At 71.2% G+C, this 21,281-nt stretch carries 20 protein-coding genes; 8 read left to right on the top strand and 12 right to left on the bottom strand.

All coding sequences use genetic code 11. The features are described 5' to 3' along the window. Window positions 1–57: 57 nt before the first annotated feature. On the top strand, window positions 58–1,491 hold the full coding sequence (locus tag MRB58_RS09230; protein WP_244781423.1) for an alkaline phosphatase D family protein: 1,434 nt from the start codon (window positions 58–60) through the stop codon (window positions 1,489–1,491). Between the two features lie 16 nt (window positions 1,492–1,507). On the opposite strand, the gene MRB58_RS09225 is transcribed toward MRB58_RS09230, so the two are convergent. Then, the gene (locus tag MRB58_RS09225; protein ID WP_244781422.1) at window positions 1,508–2,269 is read right to left on the bottom strand and encodes an SDR family oxidoreductase; all 762 of its coding nucleotides are present in this window, start codon (window positions 2,267–2,269) and stop codon (window positions 1,508–1,510) included. 217 nt (window positions 2,270–2,486) lie between these two features. On the opposite strand from MRB58_RS09225, the gene ada reads away from it, so the two are divergent. Both ada and MRB58_RS09215 read left to right on the top strand, forming a co-directional pair. Beyond that, window positions 2,487–3,584, top strand: a complete 1,098-nt coding sequence (gene ada / locus MRB58_RS09220; protein WP_244781421.1) for a bifunctional DNA-binding transcriptional regulator/O6-methylguanine-DNA methyltransferase Ada — start codon at window positions 2,487–2,489, stop codon at window positions 3,582–3,584. Beyond that, window positions 3,574–4,296, top strand: a complete 723-nt coding sequence (locus MRB58_RS09215; RefSeq protein WP_244781420.1) for a 2OG-Fe(II) oxygenase — start codon at window positions 3,574–3,576, stop codon at window positions 4,294–4,296. Before ada ends, MRB58_RS09215 begins: the two co-directional genes overlap by 11 nt. A gap of 21 nt (window positions 4,297–4,317) precedes the next feature. On the opposite strand, the gene uraD is transcribed toward MRB58_RS09215, so the two are convergent. The 7 genes from uraD to MRB58_RS09180 form a co-directional block, all read right to left on the bottom strand. Next, window positions 4,318–5,793, bottom strand: a complete 1,476-nt coding sequence (gene uraD / locus MRB58_RS09210; RefSeq protein ID WP_244781419.1) for a 2-oxo-4-hydroxy-4-carboxy-5-ureidoimidazoline decarboxylase — start codon at window positions 5,791–5,793, stop codon at window positions 4,318–4,320. Next, window positions 5,783–6,820 (bottom strand): guanine deaminase, encoded by a 1,038-nt coding sequence (locus MRB58_RS09205; protein ID WP_244781418.1) that lies wholly within the window; start codon window positions 6,818–6,820, stop codon window positions 5,783–5,785. Before MRB58_RS09205 ends, uraD begins: the two co-directional genes overlap by 11 nt. Next, window positions 6,814–7,623 (bottom strand): xanthine dehydrogenase accessory protein XdhC, encoded by an 810-nt coding sequence (xdhC, locus tag MRB58_RS09200; RefSeq protein WP_244781417.1) that lies wholly within the window; start codon window positions 7,621–7,623, stop codon window positions 6,814–6,816. Before xdhC ends, MRB58_RS09205 begins: the two co-directional genes overlap by 7 nt. A 63-nt stretch (window positions 7,624–7,686) precedes the next feature. Next, window positions 7,687–8,967, bottom strand: a complete 1,281-nt coding sequence (locus MRB58_RS09195) for a TRAP transporter large permease (protein WP_244781416.1) — start codon at window positions 8,965–8,967, stop codon at window positions 7,687–7,689. Window positions 8,968–9,155: 188 nt separating this feature from the next. Beyond that, on the bottom strand, window positions 9,156–9,713 hold the full coding sequence (locus MRB58_RS09190) for a TRAP transporter small permease (RefSeq protein ID WP_244781415.1): 558 nt from the start codon (window positions 9,711–9,713) through the stop codon (window positions 9,156–9,158). Further along, a complete protein-coding gene (locus tag MRB58_RS09185) occupies window positions 9,710–10,177 on the bottom strand; it encodes a GFA family protein (RefSeq protein ID WP_244781414.1) in 468 nt (155 codons plus the stop codon). The genes MRB58_RS09190 and MRB58_RS09185 overlap by 4 nt, the downstream gene beginning before the upstream one ends. Window positions 10,178–10,182: 5 nt before the next feature. Then, window positions 10,183–11,154: a sialic acid TRAP transporter substrate-binding protein SiaP gene (locus tag MRB58_RS09180; RefSeq protein ID WP_244781413.1), complete on the bottom strand. Its 972-nt coding sequence runs from the start codon at window positions 11,152–11,154 to the stop codon at window positions 10,183–10,185. 319 nt (window positions 11,155–11,473) lie between these two features. Here MRB58_RS09180 and MRB58_RS09175 point away from each other — a divergent pair, with 319 nt between their 5' ends. After that, the gene (locus MRB58_RS09175) at window positions 11,474–12,826 is read left to right on the top strand and encodes an esterase-like activity of phytase family protein (RefSeq protein WP_244781412.1); all 1,353 of its coding nucleotides are present in this window, start codon (window positions 11,474–11,476) and stop codon (window positions 12,824–12,826) included. A gap of 168 nt (window positions 12,827–12,994) precedes the next feature. Here the strand turns inward: MRB58_RS09175 and xdhB are convergent, their stop codons facing one another. Continuing rightward, window positions 12,995–15,319 carry a xanthine dehydrogenase molybdopterin binding subunit gene (gene xdhB / locus MRB58_RS09170; protein WP_244781939.1) on the bottom strand — a complete coding sequence of 775 codons (2,325 nt, stop codon included), beginning with the start codon at window positions 15,317–15,319 and terminating at the stop codon, window positions 12,995–12,997. A gap of 53 nt (window positions 15,320–15,372) precedes the next feature. Here xdhB and MRB58_RS09165 point away from each other — a divergent pair, with 53 nt between their 5' ends. Both MRB58_RS09165 and MRB58_RS09160 read left to right on the top strand, forming a co-directional pair. Further along, window positions 15,373–15,585: a hypothetical protein gene (locus tag MRB58_RS09165; RefSeq protein WP_244781411.1), complete on the top strand. Its 213-nt coding sequence runs from the start codon at window positions 15,373–15,375 to the stop codon at window positions 15,583–15,585. Window positions 15,586–15,595: 10 nt separating this feature from the next. Beyond that, window positions 15,596–16,477, top strand: a complete 882-nt coding sequence (locus MRB58_RS09160) for an NAD(P)/FAD-dependent oxidoreductase (protein WP_244781410.1) — start codon at window positions 15,596–15,598, stop codon at window positions 16,475–16,477. Window positions 16,478–16,479: 2 nt separating this feature from the next. Here MRB58_RS09160 and MRB58_RS09155 read toward each other — a convergent pair whose 3' ends face one another. Next, a complete protein-coding gene (locus tag MRB58_RS09155; RefSeq protein WP_244781938.1) occupies window positions 16,480–17,280 on the bottom strand; it encodes an exodeoxyribonuclease III in 801 nt (266 codons plus the stop codon). A gap of 113 nt (window positions 17,281–17,393) precedes the next feature. Then, a complete protein-coding gene (locus tag MRB58_RS09150) occupies window positions 17,394–18,251 on the bottom strand; it encodes a CoA ester lyase (protein ID WP_244781409.1) in 858 nt (285 codons plus the stop codon). 73 nt (window positions 18,252–18,324) lie between these two features. Between MRB58_RS09150 and MRB58_RS09145 the strand changes: the two genes are divergently transcribed. After that, the gene (locus MRB58_RS09145; protein WP_244781408.1) at window positions 18,325–19,146 is read left to right on the top strand and encodes a PfkB family carbohydrate kinase; all 822 of its coding nucleotides are present in this window, start codon (window positions 18,325–18,327) and stop codon (window positions 19,144–19,146) included. 13 nt (window positions 19,147–19,159) lie between these two features. Continuing rightward, on the top strand, window positions 19,160–19,882 hold the full coding sequence (locus MRB58_RS09140; protein ID WP_244781407.1) for a DUF429 domain-containing protein: 723 nt from the start codon (window positions 19,160–19,162) through the stop codon (window positions 19,880–19,882). Between the two features lie 3 nt (window positions 19,883–19,885). On the opposite strand, the gene glmM is transcribed toward MRB58_RS09140, so the two are convergent. Further along, the gene (gene glmM, locus MRB58_RS09135) at window positions 19,886–21,229 is read right to left on the bottom strand and encodes a phosphoglucosamine mutase (protein WP_244781406.1); all 1,344 of its coding nucleotides are present in this window, start codon (window positions 21,227–21,229) and stop codon (window positions 19,886–19,888) included. Window positions 21,230–21,281: the final 52 nt, after the last annotated feature.

Raw genomic sequence — 21,281 nt, 5'->3', positions numbered from 1 at the left:
CCCCTGCGGCGATCTTCGGCCTGGGGATCGCGCCGCGGCGTTCCTAACTGGTGCGGCATGACGCTCCACACCCCCCCGCCCACCGGCCCGGTGCTGATCCTCGACGACGTCCGCGACGGGCGGATCCACCTCGCCGCCCTCTTCATCGCGCCGGAGGGCGCGCCGCCGGCGCCGATCGAGACGGCCGACGGCGCCGTCGCGCCCACGCCGCTCGCCCGCTACGACGCGGCGACCGTCTGGCGCGCGCGGTTCGCGATTCCCGCCGACCGCACCTCCACTTACACATGGCGCGGCGAAACCCACGAAGTGGCCGGCGACCTGCGCGCGGACCTGCGCATCGCCTACGTGTCCTGCAACGGCGAGGAGATCGGCGACCTGGAGCGCGAAGGATCGGAGCGCAACGCCATGTGGGCGCGCCTGCGGGACGAGCATCGCCGCGCCCCCTTCGCCCTGCTGCTCCACGGCGGCGACCAGGTCTACGCCGACGAAATCACCGACGGGCACCCGCTGAGCGACCGCTGGCCGGACGACATCCCCACCGACCCCTCGCCCGACGCGCTGGCGGCGTTGCGTCACCATCTGCGCGAGCGGCTGCTGGAGCGCTATGCCTCGCTCTACCGCTCGCCGGAGTTCGCCTGGGTCGCGGCGCGCGTGCCGTCGCTGATGCAGTGGGACGACCACGACATCTGCGACGGATGGGGCTCGCTGCCGACGGCCGCGACGCGCTCGCAGGTCGGCCGGACGCTGTTCGCGGCGGCGCGCGAGAGCTTCCTCACCTTCCAGCACGCGGCCGCCGACGGTGATCTGCCGCGCCGGTTCGCCGATCGCGCCGGTGCGCATCTCGGCTTCACGGTCGATTTCCCAGGGCTGCGCATCCTGGCGCCCGACCTGCGATCGGAGCGCACGCGCACGGCCGTCATGGGGGCCGGGGGCTGGGCGATGATGGACGCCGAGGCCGCCCGCGACGCGCCGGGCCACACCTTCCTGATGTCGAGCGTTCCGTTGCTGGGGCCGCGCATGTCGCTCCTGGAGGCGCTGATGGTGGCGATCCCGAAGATGCAGAAGTACGAGGACGACCTGCGCGACCAGTGGCAGAGCCGCAACCATCGTGAGGAATGGCGCCGAATGCTGCGCCTGGTGAGAGCTGTCGCCCGGTCGGACGGGCACGACGTCGTCTCGCTGTCGGGTGAGATCCACCTCGCCACCCGCGCCGTGATGGACCTCGGCGCGGGGCAGGAACTGCACCAGCTCGTCGCCTCCGGGATCGCCCATCGGCCGCCGCCGCAGGCGTGGGCGCGCACGCTGGGCGCCCTCGCCGTCCTCGGCGAGGACCCGTTGCCGGAGTGCCCCATCCGCGTCGCCCGCCTGCCGGGCCAGCCCACGCGCTACGTCGCCGAGCGCAACTACCTGACGCTGGAGCGAACCGGCGACGCGTGGGCGGCGCGCTGGGAGCTGGAGCGCAGCGGCACGACCTCGCCGCTCGCGCTATGACCCGGCCTTCGCCGCGTCAGATGCAGCGTCCGCCGTCGATCTCGAGGTTCACGCCGGTCACGAGGTCGGCATCGTCCGAGGCGAGGTAGACCGCGGCGCCGGCGATGTCGGACGGTTTGGAAAGGCGGCCGAGCGGGATCGTGGCGATGAACTTCTTGCGGTTTTCCGGGGTGTCCGGCATCCCCATGAAGGTCTCCAGCAGCCCGGTCTCGCCCATCACCGGGGCGATGCCGCAGACGCGGATCCGGTCGCCCGCCAGCTCGATCGCCAGCGACTTGGTGATATTGTTCACCGTCGCCTTCGTCGCGTTGTACCAGACGAGGCCGGGGCGTGGGCGCAGGCCCGCCGTGGACCCGACGTTGATCATCACGCCGCGCCCGATCGCGCGCCAGTGCGGGACGATCGCCCGCGTGAAATGGAAGATCGACTTCACGTTCACCGCGAACAGCTTGTCGAACGTGGCCTCGTCCACGTTCATCACCGGCGTGTTGGGGTTCGACCAGCCGGCGTTGTTGACCAGGATGTCGAGTTCGCCGAAGGCCGAGGTCGCGGCGTCCACCGCAGCGGAGACGGCGGCGCCGTCGGTGATGTCGCAGGCGACGGCGGTGGCGGCGTCGCCGAGCGAGCCGGCGACCTCCTTCGCTCCGCCCTCGTTGATGTCGAGCACCACGACGCGCGCCCCTTCGGCGACGTACCGCTCGGCGATGCCGCGGCCGAAGCCCGAGGCGGCGCCGGTGATGAGCGCGGTCTTGCCCTTCAGGCGCTGGCTGTCCGTCATACTCAACCTCCCATGCAGATTGTTGTTTTGACGCGACCGTAGACGCAGCGCTCGCGACGGGGAAGAGTTTGCGATCAACTGCCGAGACGACGCCGAGGGGCGGGCGGGCCATGTGGTGACCGAAGAGACGCCTCGCCGTGTCGGGACCGGGCCGAAAGCCCGCCCGGCCGGCGACAGAGCCGGGCGCCGTGACGCGCCCCGGCATGGAGCCGAATCGATGAGCATCCAGGAAGAGATGAGCCACAGTGCCCGCCCCCTGCCCGAGGATTCCCGCTGGACCGCCGTCTGCGCCCGCGACGCGGAGCAGGACGGGGCGTTCGTCTATGCGGTGGCGACCACCGGGGTCTATTGCCGCCCGAGCTGCCCCTCGCGTCGCCCCAACCGGGAGAACGTGACGTTCTATCCGCTCCCGCGCGAGGCGGAGGCGGCGGGCTACCGCGCCTGCCGCCGTTGCACGCCAACGCAGATGTCCCCCGCGCAGCGCAACGCGCTGATGGTCGAGGCGGCGTGCCGAGCGCTGGAGCGGGGGCCGGTGCCGCTGGCGACCCTGGCCGAGGCGGCCGGCGTGAGCGCGCACCACTTCCACCGTACCTTCAAGGCGCACACCGGGACGACGCCGGCGCAGTACGCCCGCGCCGGCAGGGCGCGACGCGCGGCGGAGGCGCTGGCGGCGGGCGATCGTCCCGCGGGCGCGGCGTTCGCGGCCGGGTTCGCCAGCCTCTCGCGCTTCTACGACGAGGCGGCGGCGCGGTTCACGATCGCCCCCGCCACGCTCGCCGACGGTGGTCGCGGCGAGGTGATGGTCCTGGCGAGCGGGCAGGCCGACCTCGGCGTCGTCACCGTGGTCTTCTCGCGCCAGGGCATCGCCGCCGTTCGCCTGAGCGACACCCTCGAGGCGGGCCGGCTGGAGGCCGCCGCCCTCTTCCGCGATGCCCTGCTGATCGACGGGGGGGCACCGTTCGACGCGCTGGTGGCGGACGTCGTCGCCGCGGTACGCGAGCCGGCGCGCGCCATGGAACTGCCGGTCGACATCCGCGGCACCGCGTTCGAGGAGCGCGTGTGGGCGGCTCTGCGGGCGATCCCGATCGGGTCCACCGCCAGCTACGCCGAGGTTGCCGCGGCGATCGGCGCGCCCACGTCCCACCGTGCCGTCGCGCGCGCCTGCGGGGCCAACAGGATCGCCGTTCTGGTGCCGTGCCACCGGGTGGTGCGGGCGGACGGCTCGCTGGCGGGATACCGCTGGGGCGTGGAACGCAAGGCCGCGCTCCTTGACCGGGAGCGCGACCACCGGAGGGAGACCGCTCATGGCCACTGAGGGAAAGCCGGCAGCGGACGTGAAGGCGACCGTAGACGCGCTGGACTGGGCGGCGATCGGCGCCGAGATCGATGCGTACGGCGTCGCCCGCACCGGGCCGCTGCTGAACCCGGCGACCTGCGCCGCGCTCGCCGCGCTCTACGCGCAGGAGCGCTTCCGTAGCCGCGTGATCATGAAGCGGCACGGCTTCGGCTCGGGCGAATACAAGTACTTCGCCGACCCGCTGCCGGAGACGGTCGCGACGCTGCGCGAGGCGGTCTACCCGCACGCCGCGCGGATCGCCAACGGCTGGGCCGATCGTTTGGCGATGGACCGCTACCCCGCGACGCTCGGCGAGATGCTGGCGCGGTGCCACGCCGAGGGGCAGGAGAAGCCGACGCCGCTGATTCTGAAATATGGCCCCGGTGACTACAACTGCCTGCACCAGGACCTCTACGGGGCGGTTGCCTTCCCGCTACAGCTCGTCGTGCTCTTGTCGGATCCGGCGGGGTTCGAGGGGGGCGAATTGGTGCTCACCGAGCAGCGGCCCCGCATGCAGTCGCGCGCCGAGGTGGTGACGCTGGCGCAGGGCGAGGGGGCGCTGTTCACCACCTCCGTCCGCCCGCGCCGCGGCACCAAGGGGGACCACCGGGTGATGCTGCGGCACGGCGTCAGCCGGCTGCGCTCGGGCGAGCGCTATACCCTCGGCGTCATCTTCCACGACGCGGCCTGATCCGCGTCGGCGACGCGCCCGTCACCCGGAGCCGACGAGCGCCCGCACCTCGTCCAGGATCCGCGCTTCGACCATGATCGGCCCGCCCTTGCGGCGGTTGCGGTGGCGCCGCTCGCCGGGCACCCGCACCCCCGGCACGCGGCGCAGCCGGTCGACGAACGCGCCCGCCTCGGCAAGCGCGTCCGGTCCGCCGAGCGCTGCCGGCGACAGCGCCAGGACGAACACCGCGCCGACAGGGACGCCGGCGCCGGAGGCGTCCACGGCGACGTCGCTGTAGGGCCCGCCGCAGAGGCCCGCCAACAGCTCCACCATCAGCGCAACGGCCGAGCCCTTGTGGCCGCCGAAGGGGAGCTGCGCGCCTTTCAGGATCGCGGCGGGGTCGGACGTGGGGATGCCGTCGGCGTCGACGCCGACGCCGTCCGCCACCGGCCGCCCCTCCCGTGCGGCGAGCATCACGTCGCCGCGGGCCATGGTGGAGGCGGCCATGTCGATCGCGACGGGCGGGTCGCCCGGCAGCGCGAACGCCAGCGGATTGGTGCCGAACACCGGCCGCGTGCCGCCGGCGGGGGCGAGGTAGGGGAAGTTCGCCGTGCAGGCGAAGGCGACGAGGCCGCGCTCGGCGAGCCACTCGGTCTCCGGCCACATCGCCTGGAAGTGTGCCACGTTGGCGAGCGCCAGGACCCCGACTCCGAGCCGCTCGGCGACCTCGGCCAGCTCCGGCAGCGTCACCGCGTAGGCGAACGGAGCGGCGGAGCGTCCGGCATCGTAGCGCAGGACCGCCCCCTCGCGGGCGAGGAGGCGCGGCACGGCATGACCGTCCAGCGCGCCGGCCTTCAGCGCCTTCACATATCCCGGTACGCGGAAGACGCCGTGCGAGTGCGCGCCGTCCCCCTCGGCGGTCACCACCATCTCGGCGATCGCCGTCGCCGCCGCCGCGCTCGCCCCGTTGCGGGCCAACGCGGTGCCGACGAGGCGCAGCAGGTCGTCGCGCTCCACCGGTACACGCTCGACCTCGGACGCAGTGCCAATTGCGGCGATCCGCAGCGCGGCGATGCGGTGGACCTGGTCGAGCGCGGTGCGGAACTCGGCCTCCGGGTCGCCCTCCACGCGGCGGCGGAACGCGGCGAGGATGGCGGCGCGGTCCAGCCCGCGCACGGCGATGATGAAGGGAAAGCCGAACCGCTCGACATAGCGTGCGTTGAGGGCGGTGAACTCGGCGAATTCGGCCTCGGAACACTGGTCCAGACCGGCGCCGGCCTGTTCGGCGGCGGAGTCGGCCGTGAGCGCGCCGACGCCGAGCCGGCCCGCCAGGTCCGGGTGGGCGCGCAACAGCGCGAGCTGCGCGGCGTGCCCTGCCCGCTCGACGACCCGGCGCAAGGCCGGCACGACGTCGCCCGCCTCGGGCGCGCCGCCGTCCCACGCCCGCTCCGCCACCCAGGGGCTGTGCTCGTAGACACCGCCGTAGCGCGCGACGAAGGCGTCCCGATCAGTCGCCATGAGGTGCCCTCCCGTGGCGCGTCACCCCTTCGGCCTCGGCGGCGACTTCCATCATGTCGAACGTGGTCCCACCGCCCACGTCGCTGCCGAGCTGCACCGCGACGCCCGCCTTCAGGAGGCGGGCGACATCGCAGCGGCCGGAGCCGAGGAAGCGGTTGGCGGTGGGACAATGGGCGACGACGGCGCCGCTCTCGGCGAGGAGGCCCACCTCGCGATCGGACAGGTGGATGGCGTGGGCAAAGATCGCGCCCGGCCCCACGAGCCCGAAATTCTCGTACACGCCGAGATAGTCCGGTGCGTCGGGGAAGAGGCGGCGCACCCACTCCACCTCGTCGGTGCTCTCCGACAGGTGCGTCTGCATCGTGCAGCTCGGGAACTCCTGCCACAGCGCGGCCGCGGCCTCCAGCAGCGCGGGCGTCGACGTCGGCGCGAAGCGGGGGGTGATCGCGTAGGTCAGGCGTCCGTCCTCGGCGCCGTGCCAGCGCTCGATCAGCTCGCGTGCCTGGTCGTAAGCGTCCTGGGCGGGGGTCAGCAGCGCGGAGGGGGCGTTGCGGTCCATCATCACGAGGCCGGCGCAGATCCGCAGCTGCCGCCCGCGCGCCTCATCGAACAGCGCATCCACCGACACCGGGTGGGACGTGCAGTAGACCGTCGCCGAGGTGGTGCCGACGGCCTCCAGCGCGTCGCAGAACTCGCGCGCGACCATGGCGGCGTAGGACGGATCGTCGAACCGCGCCTCCTCGGGGAAGGTCACGCTCTCCAGCCACTCCAGCAGCCCGCCGGCGAAGGTGCCGATGATGCGGCTCTGGCTGTAGTGGATGTGCGCGTCGTAGAGGCCGGGCGTCAAAAGGCTGGCACTGTCGACCACGGGGGCCTCGGGGTAGGCGTCGATCATCGCGGCGGCGGTGCCGTGGTCGATCACTTCGCCGTCGTCCAGCACCAGCGCGCCGTCGACGATGACGGCGAACGGGTCGGCACCGGTGATCGTGCCGTCGAACGGGCGCAGGCGGCCGCGCTTGATCAGCATGTCCGGTCCACGGCGAGGAGCTGGGCGGCGACGGAAGCGGCGATCACGGCGGGCTCCTTTCCCGGAATGTCCAGCCCGATGGGGCAGGTGAGGCGCGAGGTGTCAAGATACCGCTCGTGCAGGCGATGCAAGAAGGCGGCCCGCTTCGATTGCGACCCGATCAGCCCCAGAAAGCCGAAGGGGCGTGCCAGCACCGCGGCGACGATCTCGAGGTCCACCGCGTGGCTGTGCGTCATGACGAGGTGGAAGGCGTCGTCCGGTGCCTCGGCGGCGACCGTCTCTGGCAGCGCGATGCGGCGGCACGGCACGTCGCTCAGCACCGGGAAGGCGTCCTCGTGGCGGGCGTCGACCCAGGTGAGGTTGAACGGCAGCGGCTCCAGCGCCCGGATCAGCGCCTGGCCGACGTGGCCCGCGCCGTAGACGAGGACCGTGCGGCGGAACGGGTCGCTCAGCAGCGGCCCGCCTTCGGTGAGCGCGAAGGGGCCGGCCGGCGGCGCGGTGATGCGCTTCAGCGCGACGACGAGGTGACCGCCGCAGCACTGGTCGAGCGCGGGGCCGAGTGGCATGTCGAGTTCCATCTCGTCGATCCCGCTGACGAGCATGCCGCGCGCCGCCTCGACCGTACGCCGTTCCGCCTCGCCGCCGCCGATGGTGCCGGAGAACCGGTCCGCCGCGACGATCAGCCAGGCGCCGCGGTCGCGCGGCGTGGAGCCGGCCTTCTTGGTGATGGTGGCGACCACGGTCGGCCCGTGCGCCACCATCGCGCGAAGCTCTGCCAGCGATGCTTCGCCTAGTCCTGCCATGACCCGTTCGACCCTCCGCCACACCGGTGACGTTCGGACCGGAGGGCCGGTCCCGTCAACGGGTCAGCGGTAGATCAGCGTCGGCAGCCACATCGTGATCGCCGGGACGAACGTGATCAGGACGAGCACGATGCCGAGCGGGATGAGGAAGGGAGCGGTGGCCGACACGCACCGCTCGAACGGCACCTTGGACACGCGCGACAGCACGTAGAGGACCATGCCGATGGGCGGCGTCAGCAGCCCGATCATCAGGTTCAGCACCATGATGACGCCGAAGTGCACCGGATCGACGCCCACCTTCACGGCGATCGGCAGCAGCACCGGCACCAGAATGGTGATCGCCGCGACCGTCTCCAGGAAGCACCCGACCACCAGCAGGATCAGGTTGATGAGGATGAGGATGACGACCGGATTCTCGGACGCCGAGAGCAGCAGCGCGGCGAAGTGCTCCGGCACGCGATTGGAGGTCAGCACCCAGGCGAAGATCGACGCGGCGGCGACGATGAAGAGGACGACGGCAGTCGTCTCGATCGTGTCGTACGAGACGCGCAGGAAGCGGCGCCAGGTGAGCGTGCGGTAGACGATGAGCCCCAGGAACAGCGCCCACACGCAGGCGGCGATGGCGGCCTCGGTCGGCGTGAAGGCGCCGGTGAGGATGCCGCCGACGATGATGATCGGCGTCAGCAGCGAGAGGAAGGCTCGCCGGTACGAGGAACCCAACCGGCGGATAGAGAAGCGCGCATCGCGCGGATAGTTCCGGATGCGGGCGTAGAAGAACACCATCACCATCAGCGACACGGCCATCACCAGGCCCGGAATGAACCCCGCGGCGAAGAGCTGGCCGATGGAGGCGCCGGCGACCACGCCGTAGATCACCATCGGCAGCGACGGCGGGATGATCGGCCCGATCGTCGACGACGCCGCCGTGACGCCGACGGAGAAACCGGGATCATAACCCGCGTCGCGCATCGCCTTGATCTCGATGGCGCCGAGGCCGCCCGCGTCGGCCACCGCCGCACCCGACATGCCGGCGAAGATCACCGAGGCGCCGATGTTCACATGGCCGAGGCCGCCGCGCATCCAGCCGACGAGGGCCTTGGCGAAGTCGAAGATGCGCTCGGTGATGCCGGCGGTGTTCATGAGGTTGCCGGCGAGGATGAAGAACGGCACCGCCAGCAGCGGGAACGAGTCCACGCCGTTGATCATGCGGTGGGCGACGACCATCTCGGGCACCTGCCCGGTGACCATGATGAAGATCGCCGACGACCCCGCCAGCGCGATGGCGACGGGAAATCCGAGCGCGATGGCGCCGAAGAGGACGCCGAACAGAAGGACGAGATCCACGCGTGTCCTTTCTTACGCTGCGGCCGCCGGGCAGGGCGCCGCGCGCAAATGGGCCTGGTGTCCGTGCCCCTCGCGAGTGGTGGTGACGAGGGGCGGTGTGAGTGTCGCGAGGCGGGGCGCCTGCGCCGGTTCGGAGCCTTTCGGAGGGCCGCACCGGGCGCCTGCGGAGGGCATCGGTGCCGCCGGGGTCATTCCATCGACGGGGTGGCCTCGTGCAGGTGCGGGTCGATCAGCCGGCTGGTGCCGGTCCGGACGTGGCGCACCGCGACGATGACCGCGTACATCGTCATCAGCGCGAAGCAGACCATGATGCCGTAGTAGAGCCACGACTTGGGCACGTCGATCGACACCATCATCTGGAAGGTGCGGCCGGCGAGCTGGTAGGTGAGCCAGGTCAGCGCGCCGTAGAAGAGGACGGCGGTCACGTCGACCAAAGTCTGAAGCACGCGGCGCAGCGGGCGCGGAAACCAGCGGTAGAGGATCTCCACCGCGATGTGGCTCCCTTTGCGCACCGCCATGATCGCCCCGATGAAGGTGACGGCGATCAGGAGGAAGCGCGCGATCTCCTCGGTCCAGCCGAGCGAATTGTTCAGCACGTAGCGCGTAAAGAACTGCAGGAAGACGACGAACGCCAGCCCCCAGAAGACGACCAGCACGGGCGCATCGTCCCACTGGATGTCGGAGAGGTCGATCGGCTCGTCGTCGGCCGGGAAGGGGGCGGAGGGCGCCGTGTTGTCGTCGCTCATGCGGGTACTTCGCGAAACGCTCGGGTCAATGCGTCGGGGTCGTCGGGCTGCTCGGGGTGGGCGTAGGCCGCCGGTGGGATGACGACGCCGGGCAGTGCCCGCGACGTCCAGATGTGGGCGCTGGGCTCGACGAAGGAGGGGTCGTCCAGCGTGCCGGCGCGCAGGTTCACCACGTCACGGTCGGTGCGGGTGTTGACGATGCGCGTGCCGCACTCGGCGCAGAAGTGGCACAGCATGCGCCCGCCCGAATCGCCGACCCGCTCGATCGCCGTCAGCGAGTCCCAGTCGACCGAGAAGGCGGCGACGGGGACGCGCAGCACCAGCACGTAGGCCGAGCCGGTGCTGCGCTGGCAGTCCCGGCAGTGGCACGCGTAGATCGCGACCGGCGGACCGGTCACGAGATAGCGCACCGCGTGGCAGGCGCAGCCGCCGAGCCAGGGCAGGGGAGGCTGCGCCGGAGCCATCGAGCCTACTTGATCGCCTGAAGGCGGTCGTAGGTCTCCTGATCCCAGGTGGCCATGTCGCCGTTATGCATGGCCTTCGTCGCCTCGATGAACGGGCCGCGGTCGACCTCGTTCACGGTCACGCCCTGCTCCTTGAACCAGGCCGCCAGCTCGTTCTCCTTGTCGATGATCTGCTGGGTGGCGCAGTCGGCCGTCTCCTCCAGCACGGTGGAGAGCGCCGCTTTGTCCTCGTCGGACAGCTGGTTCCACGTCGGCCCGCCGACGATGGTCAGGAGCGCGTCGGTGATGTGGCCGGTGAGGTTGATGTCGTCCTGCACCTCGTAGAACTTCTTGGCCTGGATGGTCGGCAGCGGGTTCTCCTGCGCGTCCACCGTGCCCTGCTGCAGCGCCAGGTAGACCTCGGCGAAGGCGATCGGCGTCGGATTGGCGCCGGTCGCGCGGGGGAACATCATGTAGAGCGGCGCGTTCGGCACGCGGATCTTGAGGCCCTTCATGTCTTCGGGCTTGAGGATCGGCTTGTTCGAGGTGACGTGGCGGGCGCCGTAATAGGTCAGCGACACGATGTGGTTGCCGGTCGCGTCCTCGTAGCCCTGGCTCAGCTCCTTGAAGAGGTCCGAGTTTCGGAAGTGATCCCAATGCTCGTAGTCGCGGAACATGAACGGGGCGCCGCCGATGGCGATCGGCCCATACGCGCGACCGGCGAAGAGCTGGCCGGTATAGATGATGTCGACCGTGCCGAGGCCGAGGCCCTCGTTGATGTCGACTTCCTTGCCCAGCGAGGACGCGGGGAAGACCTCGATGCCGTAGCGATCGTCGGTCGCGGCGAGGAGCTTGTCGGACGCCGCCACGGCGCACGTGTGGTACGGCTCGCTCGATTCGTAGACGTGCGCGAATTTCAGCATCGTCTGGGCCGACGCGGTCATCGGCGCGAACGCGATCGCAGCGGCGGACGCCGCAAGAATAGTGCGGATAATCATTATTTCCGTTCCTCCCTGGGATGGACGGCTTCGGCCGTTCTTTGACGCGGACCCTATGACGTCCGCGCCTATATCTCAACAGGATTTCGTTATGCCTCACGCCGCAGGGTAGAAGAATCAGGGGGATGGCCTCTCGCCGCGACGAATGCCGCCATGCCGGGCCTTCGTCCGCCCCGCGGTCGCGGGCTCCGGCGGCATTGCGCGCCGTCCGAACACGGGCGAACCCCAAACGGCGCGTCAGCGAAACGTCAAAAACCCTTCATCGCCTCGTCTTGTCGCCGGCGTAGGTGCCTGACCAGTCAACGATCACGAGGTTGTTATGCTCCGCCTGTCCGTTGCGCTCGTCGCGCTTCTCACCGCGCCCGTTCTCGCGCAGGCCGACGACGTCGTCGGCAAGACCTTCCCCGCGACCCTCGCCGGTCATGCGGTGCTGGAGGCCAACACCATCATCCCCGCGCCCGCCGACGCCCCGGCCGACGCGCAGGTCTCCGGCAAATTCGCCGCCGGCAGCGCCCGCGTCGACGCGCCTGGCACGGTCGAGGGCGATACCGGCGGCCTGCACGGCAAGCGCGGCACCGGCCTCTCCTTCCCGTTCGAGGGGCAGCCGGTGCAGGGCTTCTCCGGCTTCGCGATGGAGCGCGCGGAGGACGGCTCGATCATCGCGCTGACGGACAACGGCTTCGGCTCGAAGCTCAACTCGCCCGACGCGCTGCTCTTCTTCCACAAGATCAACCCCGACTGGGAGACCGGCGACGTCGCCCGCGAGACGATCTTCCTGAAGGACCCAGACAAGGTCGTGCCGTTCCGCATCGCCTATGAGGGCACCGCCGAGCGCTACCTCACCGGCGCCGACTTCGACCTCGAGTCGATCCAGCTCGTCGACGGGACGCTGTGGATCGGCGAGGAGTTCGGCCCCTACCTCATCGAGGCCGGCCTCGACGGTGTGGTGAAGGGCGTCTACCCGACCATGCTGAACGGCGAGGAGATCCGGAGCCCGGACCATCCGGCGCTGCGGATCCCGGCCGAAGAGGGCAAGGACTACCAGTCGGCCCGCTCCGGCGGTTACGAGGGCATGGCGTTGCAGCCGGGCACCGGCCTCCTGTGGGCGATGCTGGAGAAGCCGCTGCTGGGCTCGGGCGAGAACGCGCTCACGGTGATGGCGTTCGATCCGAAGACCAGAGAGTGGACCGGCGACGTGGTGAAGTTCCCGCTCGCCGAAGGGGCCACCGCGATCGGCGATTTCAACTTCATCGACGAGACCCGCGCCCTGGTGATCGAGCGTGACAACGGCGAGGGTGACCCGTCGCTGAAGTGCGAGGGCGAGCCGACCGCCGACTGCTTCCCCGCCCCGGCGATGGTCAAGCGCGTCGTCCTGGTCGACATGTCCGACGTCCACGAGGACGGCACGGTCCGCCGCATCGGCCACATCGATCTGATGGACATCGCCGATCCGGACGGCATCGCCCGCCTCGAGACCGCCGCCGCGCGTGACCTCACCGGCAAGTACACGATGCCGTTCTTCACGATCGAGGACGTCATGAAGGTCGACGACACGCACATCATCGTCGCCAACGACAACAACCTGCCGTTCTCGTCGGGCCGCCGGCTCGACGCGCCGGCCGCCAACGAGTTCCTGCTCCTCGCGGTGCCGGAGCTGCTCGCGGCCGAATAAGGCCGCGGTCGCCGGGCCGGCACGCCACCGGCGCGCCTCAGCGGGCGCGTCGGCCGGCCCGGATATCTCGTCTGCGCACCGCCCGGGCCGTGCGCATGCCGCCGGATCGGTCCGACCCCGATCCGGCGTTTTTCGTCGCCGGACGGTTCCGCCCGCGCCGGCGTTCTCTCAGCGCGCGAGCGCCATCAGCACGCACTCCGGCGTCGCCGGAGCGTCGAGCGGGCGCCAGCCGCCGGCGGCCGCGGCGACAGCGGCGGCGACGGCCTGGTGCGCGGAGATCGCCAGCATGAACGGCGGCTCGCCGACCGCCTTGGAGCGGCGGACGGTCAGCTCGCGGTTCTCCCCCGGCGCCCAGATCTCGGCCCGGAGGTCGATCGGCCGGTCGGAGGCGCAGGGGATCTTGTAGGTCGATGGGGCGTGCGTCAGCAGGCGCCCGTCCGCCGACCAGACCAGCTCCTCAGTCAGAAGCCAGCCGCAGCCCTGGACATAGCCGCCTTCGATCTGGCCGAGGTCCACCGCCGGGTTCAGCGAACGGCCGCAGTCGTGCAGAATGTCGGCCCGCAGGAGGCGCGTCTCGCCGGTCAGCGTGTCGATCGCGGCTTCGGTGACGGCGGCGCCGTAGGCGAAGTAGTAGAAGGGGCGGCCGGTCGCCTTCTCGCGGTCCCAGTGGATCTTCGGCGTCGCGTAGTGCCCGCTCGCCGAGAGCGAGACCCGCGCCATGTAGGCGTCGCGCACCAGCTCGCCGAACGCCAGCCGCTCCCCGGCGACCGCCACCGTCCCGCCCTCGAACCGCGCGGGGCCCGGCTCCGCCCCCGCGCGCTCGGCCGCGAACGCTACCAGCCGCGCCTTGATCCGCTCGCAGGCGTCGAGCGCGGCCATCGCGTTCATGTCCGCGCCGGAGGAGGCGGCGGTGGCGGAGGTGTTGGGCACCTTGTCGGTCCGGGTGGCGGTGATCTTCACGTCCGACAGCGGCACGCCGAACGCGTCCGCCGCCACCTGCGCGACCTTGATGTACACCCCCTGACCCATCTCGATGCCGCCGTGATTGATCATCACGGAGCCGTCCTTGTAGACATGCACCAGCGCGCCGGCCTGGTTGAGGAAGGTCGTCGTGAACGAGATGCCGAACTTCACCGGCGTCAGCGCGATACCCCGTTTCAGCACCGGCGACGCTTCGTTCCAGGCCGCGATCTCCGCCCGCCGCCGCTCGTATTGCGAGCGCGCGACGAGGTCGTCGATGATCGGCGCGGCGACGGCGTCCTCCACCTCCATGCCGTAGTGGGTCGTGCGCTCGGCCGCGGGCGCTGAGGCGCGGTAGAGGTTGGCCCGGCGCACCGCCAGCGGGTCCATGTCGAGCTCTGCGGCGACATGCTCGATCACGCGCTCGATGCCGACCATTCCCTGGGGCCCGCCGAACCCGCGATAGGCCGTGTTGGAGACGGTGTTGGTGCGCCAGCGGTGGGACACGACGTCGAGCGCGGGGATCCAATAGGCGTTGTCGGCGTGGAACATCGCCCGGTCGCAGATCGCGCGGCTGAGGTCGAGCGACCAGCCGCATCGCGCGTGCTGCACGAACGCGACGCCCAGCAGCTTGCCCGCCTCGTCGAAGCCGACCTCGTATTCGATGATGAAGTCGTGCCGCTTGCCGGTCATGACGAAGTCGTCGTCCCGGTCGAGCCGCACCTTGGCGGGGCGCCCGGTGTGGCGGGCCGCGAGCGCCGCCACCGCGGCGCACAGGTTCCCCTGCGTTTCCTTGCCGCCGAACCCGCCGCCCAGGCGCCGCACCTCCACCGTCACCGCGTTGTTGGGAGTGCCCAGCACGCGCGCGACCACCTCCTGGCACTCCGAGGGATGCTGGTTGGAGGAGACGACGTGCATGTCGTCGTCCTCGCCCGGCGTCGCGACCGCGATCTGACTCTCCAGCGCGAAGTGCTCCTGCCCGCCGATGACCATGCGTCCGGCAGCCCGGCGCGGCGCGGATGCGATCGCCGCCGCCGCGTCGCCACGGGCCATGCGGTAGCTGTCGTCCACCTTGTCGGCTCCGGCGGCGACGGCATCCTCGATCGTGACGATCGCCGGCCGCGGCGCCGCGTCGATCACCGCGAGCCTCGCCGCCGCCCGTGCGGCACGGCGCGAGGTGGCGACCACGGCGAACAGCGCCTGCCCCTCGACCATCACCTCCGCCCGCCCGCCGACGAGCGCCAACATGATCTCGTCGTGCTTCACCGGGCCGACGTTGTTCTCGCCCGGCACGTCCTCCCCCGTCAGTACGGCGACGACGCCGGGCGCTGTGCGCACCGGGGCGATGTCGGCCATCAGCGAGCCGCAGGCGAAGGTGGCGTAGGCGATGTGGACATGCAGGAGGGCGGCCGGCTCGGGAATGTCGTCGGCATAGATGGCGCGGCCGGTGACGTGCTTCTCGCCCGAGTCGTGGCGGATGGAGCGGTGGACGACGCCGGGCGTCTCGGCGAGGTGGACGGGCGCGTCGGGCATCAGCCGACCCTCGGCGGAACGCGGCAGCGCATCTTCGCTCATCGGACCCTCCAGTGACCCGCTCACCTTACATCTTTCGGGCCAACCTTGGCACGCGCCGCTGCCCGTCGGAGCCCGCCGGAGCACGGCGGCTTGCCATCCGCGTCGCGCTGCTCCTGGAGCGCTTCGCCCACGTCACCCTCACCGACCTCGCGGCCGACTTCGCCCGTCGCCACGCCGAGCTGCGGCATGCCCAGCTCCACGCCGCGTCCGAGCCGGGCCGATGAGGACCACCCCATGACCTACGACGTTCTCGTCATCGGCGGCAGCTATGCCGGCCTGTCCGCCGCCTTGCAGCTCGTGCGCGCCCGGCGCAGCGTGCTCGTCGTCGACGCCGGGCGGCGGCGCAACCGCTTCGCCAGCCACGCCCACGGCTTCCTCGGCCAGGACGGCGTCGACCCCGCCGAGTTCGCGCGCCGGGCCCGCGCCGAGCTGGAGGCCTACCCGACGCTCGCCTTCCACGAGGGGGAGGTGACCGCCGCCAGCGGGGCGAAGGACGCCTTTGTCGCCACCACCGCCGACGGGAGCCGGCACGCGGCGCGGCGCATCCTCCTCGCCACCGGGGTGAGCGATAGGCTGCCGCCCGTCGAGGGGATCGCGGAGCGCTGGGGGCGCGGCGTCTACCATTGCCCCTACTGTCACGGCTATGAGCTGGACGAGGGCGCCATCGGCGTCGTCGGCGCGGGCGCGATGTCGCTCCACCAGGCCGAAATGGCCAGCGAGTGGGGCAGGGTCACGCTCCTGGCCAACGGCGCCGTGCCGCTCGACGCCGAAGCCCGCGCCAGCCTCGACCGGTATGGCGTCGCGGTGGAGGAGACACCCGTCGCCCGCATCTGCGGCACCGCCGACGTGCTGTTGCAGGACGGCCGAATGCTCGCCTTCGCGGGCCTCTTCACGATCCCCGTCAGCGCCCCGTCGTCGCCGGTCGCGTCCGAGCTGGGCTGCGAGATCGAGGAGACGCCCTTCGGCACCCAGATCCGCACCGACGCCACGAAGGAGACGACGGTGCCCGGCGCGTTCGCCTGCGGTGACGTCGCCCGCGTGCCGCACTCGCTGGCGCTGGCGGTGGGGGACGGCGCCTTCGCCGGCGCGGCGGTCCACCGTTCGTTGGTGTTCTGACGTTAGCCGATGGCCGCGGGCGCGATCGTCGCCACCAGAGGCACGTGGTCGGATGCCTTCTCCCATCCGCGCGCTTCGGTCAGCACCGTGGTGGTCACCCGGTCCGCGATCTGCGGCGAGGCCCAGACATGGTCGAGCCGCCGGCCGCGATTGTTCCCCGGCCATACCGGATTGCGGTAGCTCCACCAGGTGTAGATCTTCTCCGGTTCCGGGCGATCGCGGCGCACGACGTCCACCCAGCCCTGCTCGGCGCGCACCCGCTCCAGCGCATCGGTCTCCACCGGCGTATGGCTCACCACCTTCAGGAGCTGCTTGTGGGACCACACGTCGTCCGGATAGGGCGCGACGTTGAAGTCCCCGGTCAGCAGCGCCGGCTCGGCGACGGCCCGGTGGCCCCAGCTTCGCATCTCCTCCAGGAAGGCGAGCTTGTGGGCGAACTTGGGGTTGATCGCGGTGTCCGGCTCGTCCCCACCGGCCGGGATATAGAGGGAATGGAGACGGATCGGGCCGCCGAAGTCTACCACCGCCGAGACGTGACGCGGGTGGTCGATGCCGCCCAATGTGTCGGCGGTCACGTCCAGGATCGGCACCTTGGAGAGGATGGCGACGCCGTGATGGCCGCCGACGCCGTTGAGCGCGGTGTACTTGAATCCCCGACTGCGCATCGGCTTCATCGGAAACTGCCCGTCGGCGCAGCGGGTCTCCTGTAAGAGCACCACGTCCGGCTTCACCTTGCGCACCATCTTGGCGAAGAGCTCGACCCGCGCGCGGATGGAGTTGACGTTCCAGGTGACCACCGTCAGCGGCGGGCGCGCGTCGAGCGCGGGCACGGCGTCCGTCGTGCCGCTCTCCGGCGTGCGGGGGCTGTCGCTCGCGGCGGCGGCGTCGGCGGCGTCCCAGGCCGGGCTGTCGCCGCTCACGGAGCGTCGGACCCGGCGACGGCCTCGGCGAGGGCGAGGACCCGCCGCGCGGCGTCCGCGTGCAGGCGCTCCACCATGCGCCCGTTCAGCGTGGCGACCGAGCGGCCCGCCGCGTCGGCCTCCTCCATGGCGGCGACCACGGCGCGGGCGTGCGCGACCTCCCCCTCGGAGGGGGCGAACGCGGCGTTCACCGGGCCGATCTGCGCCGGGTGGATCACCGTCTTGCCGGTCATGCCGAGCGCGCGGCCGGCCTTCGCCTCGGCCACCAGACCCGCCTCGTCGCGAAAGTCGTTCATCACCCCGTCGATCACATCGGCCCCCGCCGCGCGCCCGGCCAGGACGATCGCCTGCAGCGCGAAGGCGAGGTTGGCACGGTCCACGCCCGGATCGGCGCCCAGCTCCAGCGCCAGATCGTTGGTGCCGACGATAAGCGCGGTCGCCGCCGCCCCGCCGCCCGATGCGACGGCCGCCCGCGCGATCGCCAGCGCGTTCCAGACCCCTTCGGCGGTCTCCAGCATCGGCCACACCGTGCCGGCGGCGGCGGCGAGCCGGGCGACGTCGTCCGCCGTCTTCACCTTCGGCAGCACCACCGGGACGGCGAGGCCGGCCGCGAGGGCAACGTCCTGGGCGTGCCACTCGGTGTCGGCGCCGTTGACGCGCAGCGCCACCTCCTTCAGGGGCGTCAGCGTCTCCACCGCCTGCCGTGCGGCGTCGCGGGCGGCGGCCTTGCGGTCCGGCGCCACGGCATCCTCGAGGTCGACGATGACCGCATCGGCCGGCAGCTCCGCCGCCTTGGCGAGCGCGCGGGCATTGTCGGCCGGAATGTAGAGGACGGTTCGGCGCAGCTTCGGCATTTTCGTCTCCGACCGCGAAAGGTGCGGTCGTCCCTGCTATCGTCCCGTCGACGGGTTGAGCAAGAGGACGACAATGCAGGGCAAGACGGTGGTGGCCATCTCATCCACGGTGATGCGTGGGGCGGTGGGTCTCCGCCCGATCACGTTCGCGCTGGAGCACCGGGGCTGCACCGCCTGGCCGGTGCCGACGGTGCTCCTCCCATGGCACCCCGGTCTCGGCCCGTCCACCCGCACGCCGAATCCGGACCTCGCCGCGCACCTTGCCGACCTCGGCACCCACGCCGACCGGGTCGACGCGGTGCTGACGGGCTACTTTGCGAACGCCGGGCAGATCGACGCGGCGGCGAGCTTCATCGACCGCGTGCGCGCGGCACGGCCCGATGCGCTGGTGCTGGTCGACCCGGTGATGGGCGACGAGCGCGGCCGCTACGTGCCCGACGCCATCGCCGAGGCGATCGCCACGCGGCTGGTGTCGCGGGCCGACATCATCACACCGAACGTCCACGAGCTGGCCGACCTCGGCGGCACGAACGACCTCGCCGCCGCCGCCGCCGCGATCGGGACGCGCCAGGTGGTGGTGACCTCGGCGATCCGTCGGGCGGGTCGGCTGGGGACGCTCGTCCTGGGTCCGGATACGGCGGCGGTGGCGCTGCACGAGGAGCGCGCCCACGCCCCGCGCGGCACCGGCGATCTCTTCAGCGCCGTCTACCTCTCGGCCGCGCTCGCCGGGGCGCCGGCCGAGGCCGTGCGCGACGCCGCCGCCGCGACCTTTGCCGCCGTCCGCGCCTCCGCGACCGATATGCTGGACTATGCCGCCGCGGCCGACGCCATCGCCCGACCCGACCGCGGGAGCGTCACCCTGGAGCCGTTCGCGGGCGTCCCGGCGCGATCGTGAGGAGACCAGGCGGATGGACGACGCCATAGCCCGGGTTCACGGCGCGGACGGCTGTCGAAGCGGTTGGGCCGTCTGCTCCATCATGGCCATAGGAGAGACGCGAGCGCGCCTCTCGTTCCATCGGGACCTGAGAGAGATGATCGCCGGCGGCGAAGTGCTCGCCGTCGACATGCCGATGGGGCTCCCTGAACGCATCGTCGGTCCCGGTCGGCGGGCGGAGCAGGCCATCCGCCGGTTGCTCGGGCCGCGCCAGTCGTCGGTGTTTTCCATGCCGTCGCGGGCCGCGGTCTATTCCCTCGACTATCGGACGGCATGTGACGTCGCGCTCGCGACCTCACAGCCCCCGAGGAAAATCAGCCGCCAGGGGTTCGCCTTGTTCCCGGCGATCCGCGCACTGGACGCGATCCTGACACAGGAGAACCAGCACACCGTCTTCGAGACCCATGCCGAGGTCGCGTTCTGGCGGCTCAACGGCGATACGCCGATGCCGACGGCCAAGCGTGTGAAGGGTGTGCCCGCAAAGGAAGGCCTTGCCGAGCGGATCGCGCTGTTGGAGCGCCACGGCATCCCGTCCGCGCTATTCGACGCGCGTCCGGCGGGGATGCCGCTCGTCGATGCGGTCGACGCCGCCGCCATCGCGCTCATCGCCCGCCGTTGCGCCCGCGGTGAGGCGCAACCCTTCCCCGACCCGCCGGACGTCGACGCGCGGGGGCTTCGTGTGGCGATCTGGGCCTGAGCGTCAGCCGTGCGCGCCGACGACGGTGCAGAGTTCGTCGACCAGCGTGTGGATCAGCGCCGCATCGTCGCCCTCGGCCATGATGCGGATCAGCGGCTCGGTGCCGGAGGGGCGGATGACGATGCGCCCGCCGCCGCCGAGCCGCGCCTTGGCGGCGTCGATCGCGTCGATCACCGGCTCGGCCTCCAGCGGCTTGCCGCCGTTGAAGCGCACGTTCTTGAGGATCTGCGGCACCCGCTCGAAGCGGTGGCATACTTCCGACACGCGCCGGCCGCTCTCCACCACCACCGCCATCAGCTCCAGCGCCGCGAGGATGCCGTCTCCGGTGGTCGTATAGTCGGACAGGATGATGTGGCCGGACTGCTCGCCGCCGATGTTGAAGCCGCCTTCGCGCATCCGCTCCGCGACGTAGCGGTCGCCGACCTTGGTCCGCTCCATGGTGATGCCGCAACCGTCGAAATAACGCTGCAGGCCGAGGTTCGACATGATCGTCGTCACCACGGTGTTCTGCTCCAGCCGGTCCGACTGCTGCCACGAGCGGGCGATCACCGCCAGCAGCTGGTCGCCGTCGACCACGTCGCCCTTCTCGTCGATGATGATGACCCGGTCGGCGTCACCGTCGAGCGCGACGCCGACGTCGGCGCGGACCTCGCGCACCTTGGCGCGTATGGTGTCGAGCGAGGTGGACCCACAGTCGCGGTTGATGTTCGTGCCGTTGGGCGTGACGCCGATGGAGATCACCTCCGCGCCCAGCTCCCAGAAGACGTCCGGCGCGACGCGGTAGGCCGCTCCGTTGGCACAGTCGACGACGACCCGAAGGCCGTCCAGCGAGCGGGCGCGCGGGAAGGTGCGCTTGGCGAACTCGACGTAGCGGTCGCGCACGCCGTCCAGCCGGGTGGCGCGGCCGATGTCGCCGTTGCGCGAGAGCTGGGGGCTCATGTCGCTGTCCATCAGCGCTTCGATCTCGGCCTCGACGCTGTCGGACAGCTTGAAACCGTCGGAGCCGAAGATCTTGATGCCGTTGTCGGCATAACCGTTGTGCGAGGCCGAGATGACGACGCCGATGTCGGCCCGCAGCGAGCGCGTCAGCATGGCGACGGCGGGCGTGGGAATCGGACCGAGCATGAACACGTCGGCGCCGACGGCGGTGAAGCCGGCGCACAGAGCCGTCTCCAGCATGTAGCCCGACAGTCGGGTGTCCTTGCCGATGACGATGCGCTGGCTGCCTTCGCGGGTGGCGAGGACGATGCCGGTGGCCATGCCCACACGCATGGCGATTTCGGGGGTCATGTTGGCACCGTTGGCGGGCCCCCGGATGCCGTCGGTTCCGAAATACTTTCGTGACATGTACTCGACCTTCAATACGTGCCGGCGACTAAGCGATCCTGCCGGATGGGAG

It is taken from the genome of Acuticoccus sp. I52.16.1, assembly GCF_022865125.1.
Lineage (GTDB): Bacteria > Pseudomonadota > Alphaproteobacteria > Rhizobiales > Amorphaceae > Acuticoccus.
The sequence above is the reverse complement of the archived record's forward strand: the minus strand, read 5'-3'. Positions and strand labels throughout refer to the sequence as shown.

Bases quoted from the DNA above. Each gene is read 5' to 3' on its own strand.
- MRB58_RS09230 (WP_244781423.1), top strand. From the start codon at position 58: ATGACGCTCCACACCCCCCCGCCCACCGGCCCGGTGCTGATCCTCGAC.
- MRB58_RS09225 (WP_244781422.1), bottom strand. From the start codon at position 2,269: ATGACGGACAGCCAGCGCCTGAAGGGCAAGACCGCGCTCATCACCGGC.
- ada (WP_244781421.1), top strand. From the start codon at position 2,487: ATGAGCATCCAGGAAGAGATGAGCCACAGTGCCCGCCCCCTGCCCGAG.
- MRB58_RS09215 (WP_244781420.1), top strand. From the start codon at position 3,574: ATGGCCACTGAGGGAAAGCCGGCAGCGGACGTGAAGGCGACCGTAGAC.
- uraD (WP_244781419.1), bottom strand. From the start codon at position 5,793: ATGGCGACTGATCGGGACGCCTTCGTCGCGCGCTACGGCGGTGTCTAC.
- MRB58_RS09205 (WP_244781418.1), bottom strand. From the start codon at position 6,820: ATGCTGATCAAGCGCGGCCGCCTGCGCCCGTTCGACGGCACGATCACC.
- xdhC (WP_244781417.1), bottom strand. From the start codon at position 7,623: ATGGCAGGACTAGGCGAAGCATCGCTGGCAGAGCTTCGCGCGATGGTG.
- MRB58_RS09190 (WP_244781415.1), bottom strand. From the start codon at position 9,713: ATGAGCGACGACAACACGGCGCCCTCCGCCCCCTTCCCGGCCGACGAC.
- MRB58_RS09185 (WP_244781414.1), bottom strand. From the start codon at position 10,177: ATGGCTCCGGCGCAGCCTCCCCTGCCCTGGCTCGGCGGCTGCGCCTGC.
- MRB58_RS09180 (WP_244781413.1), bottom strand. From the start codon at position 11,154: ATGATTATCCGCACTATTCTTGCGGCGTCCGCCGCTGCGATCGCGTTC.
- MRB58_RS09175 (WP_244781412.1), top strand. From the start codon at position 11,474: ATGCTCCGCCTGTCCGTTGCGCTCGTCGCGCTTCTCACCGCGCCCGTT.
- xdhB (WP_244781939.1), bottom strand. From the start codon at position 15,319: ATGCCCGACGCGCCCGTCCACCTCGCCGAGACGCCCGGCGTCGTCCAC.
- MRB58_RS09160 (WP_244781410.1), top strand. From the start codon at position 15,596: ATGACCTACGACGTTCTCGTCATCGGCGGCAGCTATGCCGGCCTGTCC.
- MRB58_RS09150 (WP_244781409.1), bottom strand. From the start codon at position 18,251: ATGCCGAAGCTGCGCCGAACCGTCCTCTACATTCCGGCCGACAATGCC.
- MRB58_RS09145 (WP_244781408.1), top strand. From the start codon at position 18,325: ATGCAGGGCAAGACGGTGGTGGCCATCTCATCCACGGTGATGCGTGGG.
- MRB58_RS09140 (WP_244781407.1), top strand. From the start codon at position 19,160: ATGGACGACGCCATAGCCCGGGTTCACGGCGCGGACGGCTGTCGAAGC.
- glmM (WP_244781406.1), bottom strand. From the start codon at position 21,229: ATGTCACGAAAGTATTTCGGAACCGACGGCATCCGGGGGCCCGCCAAC.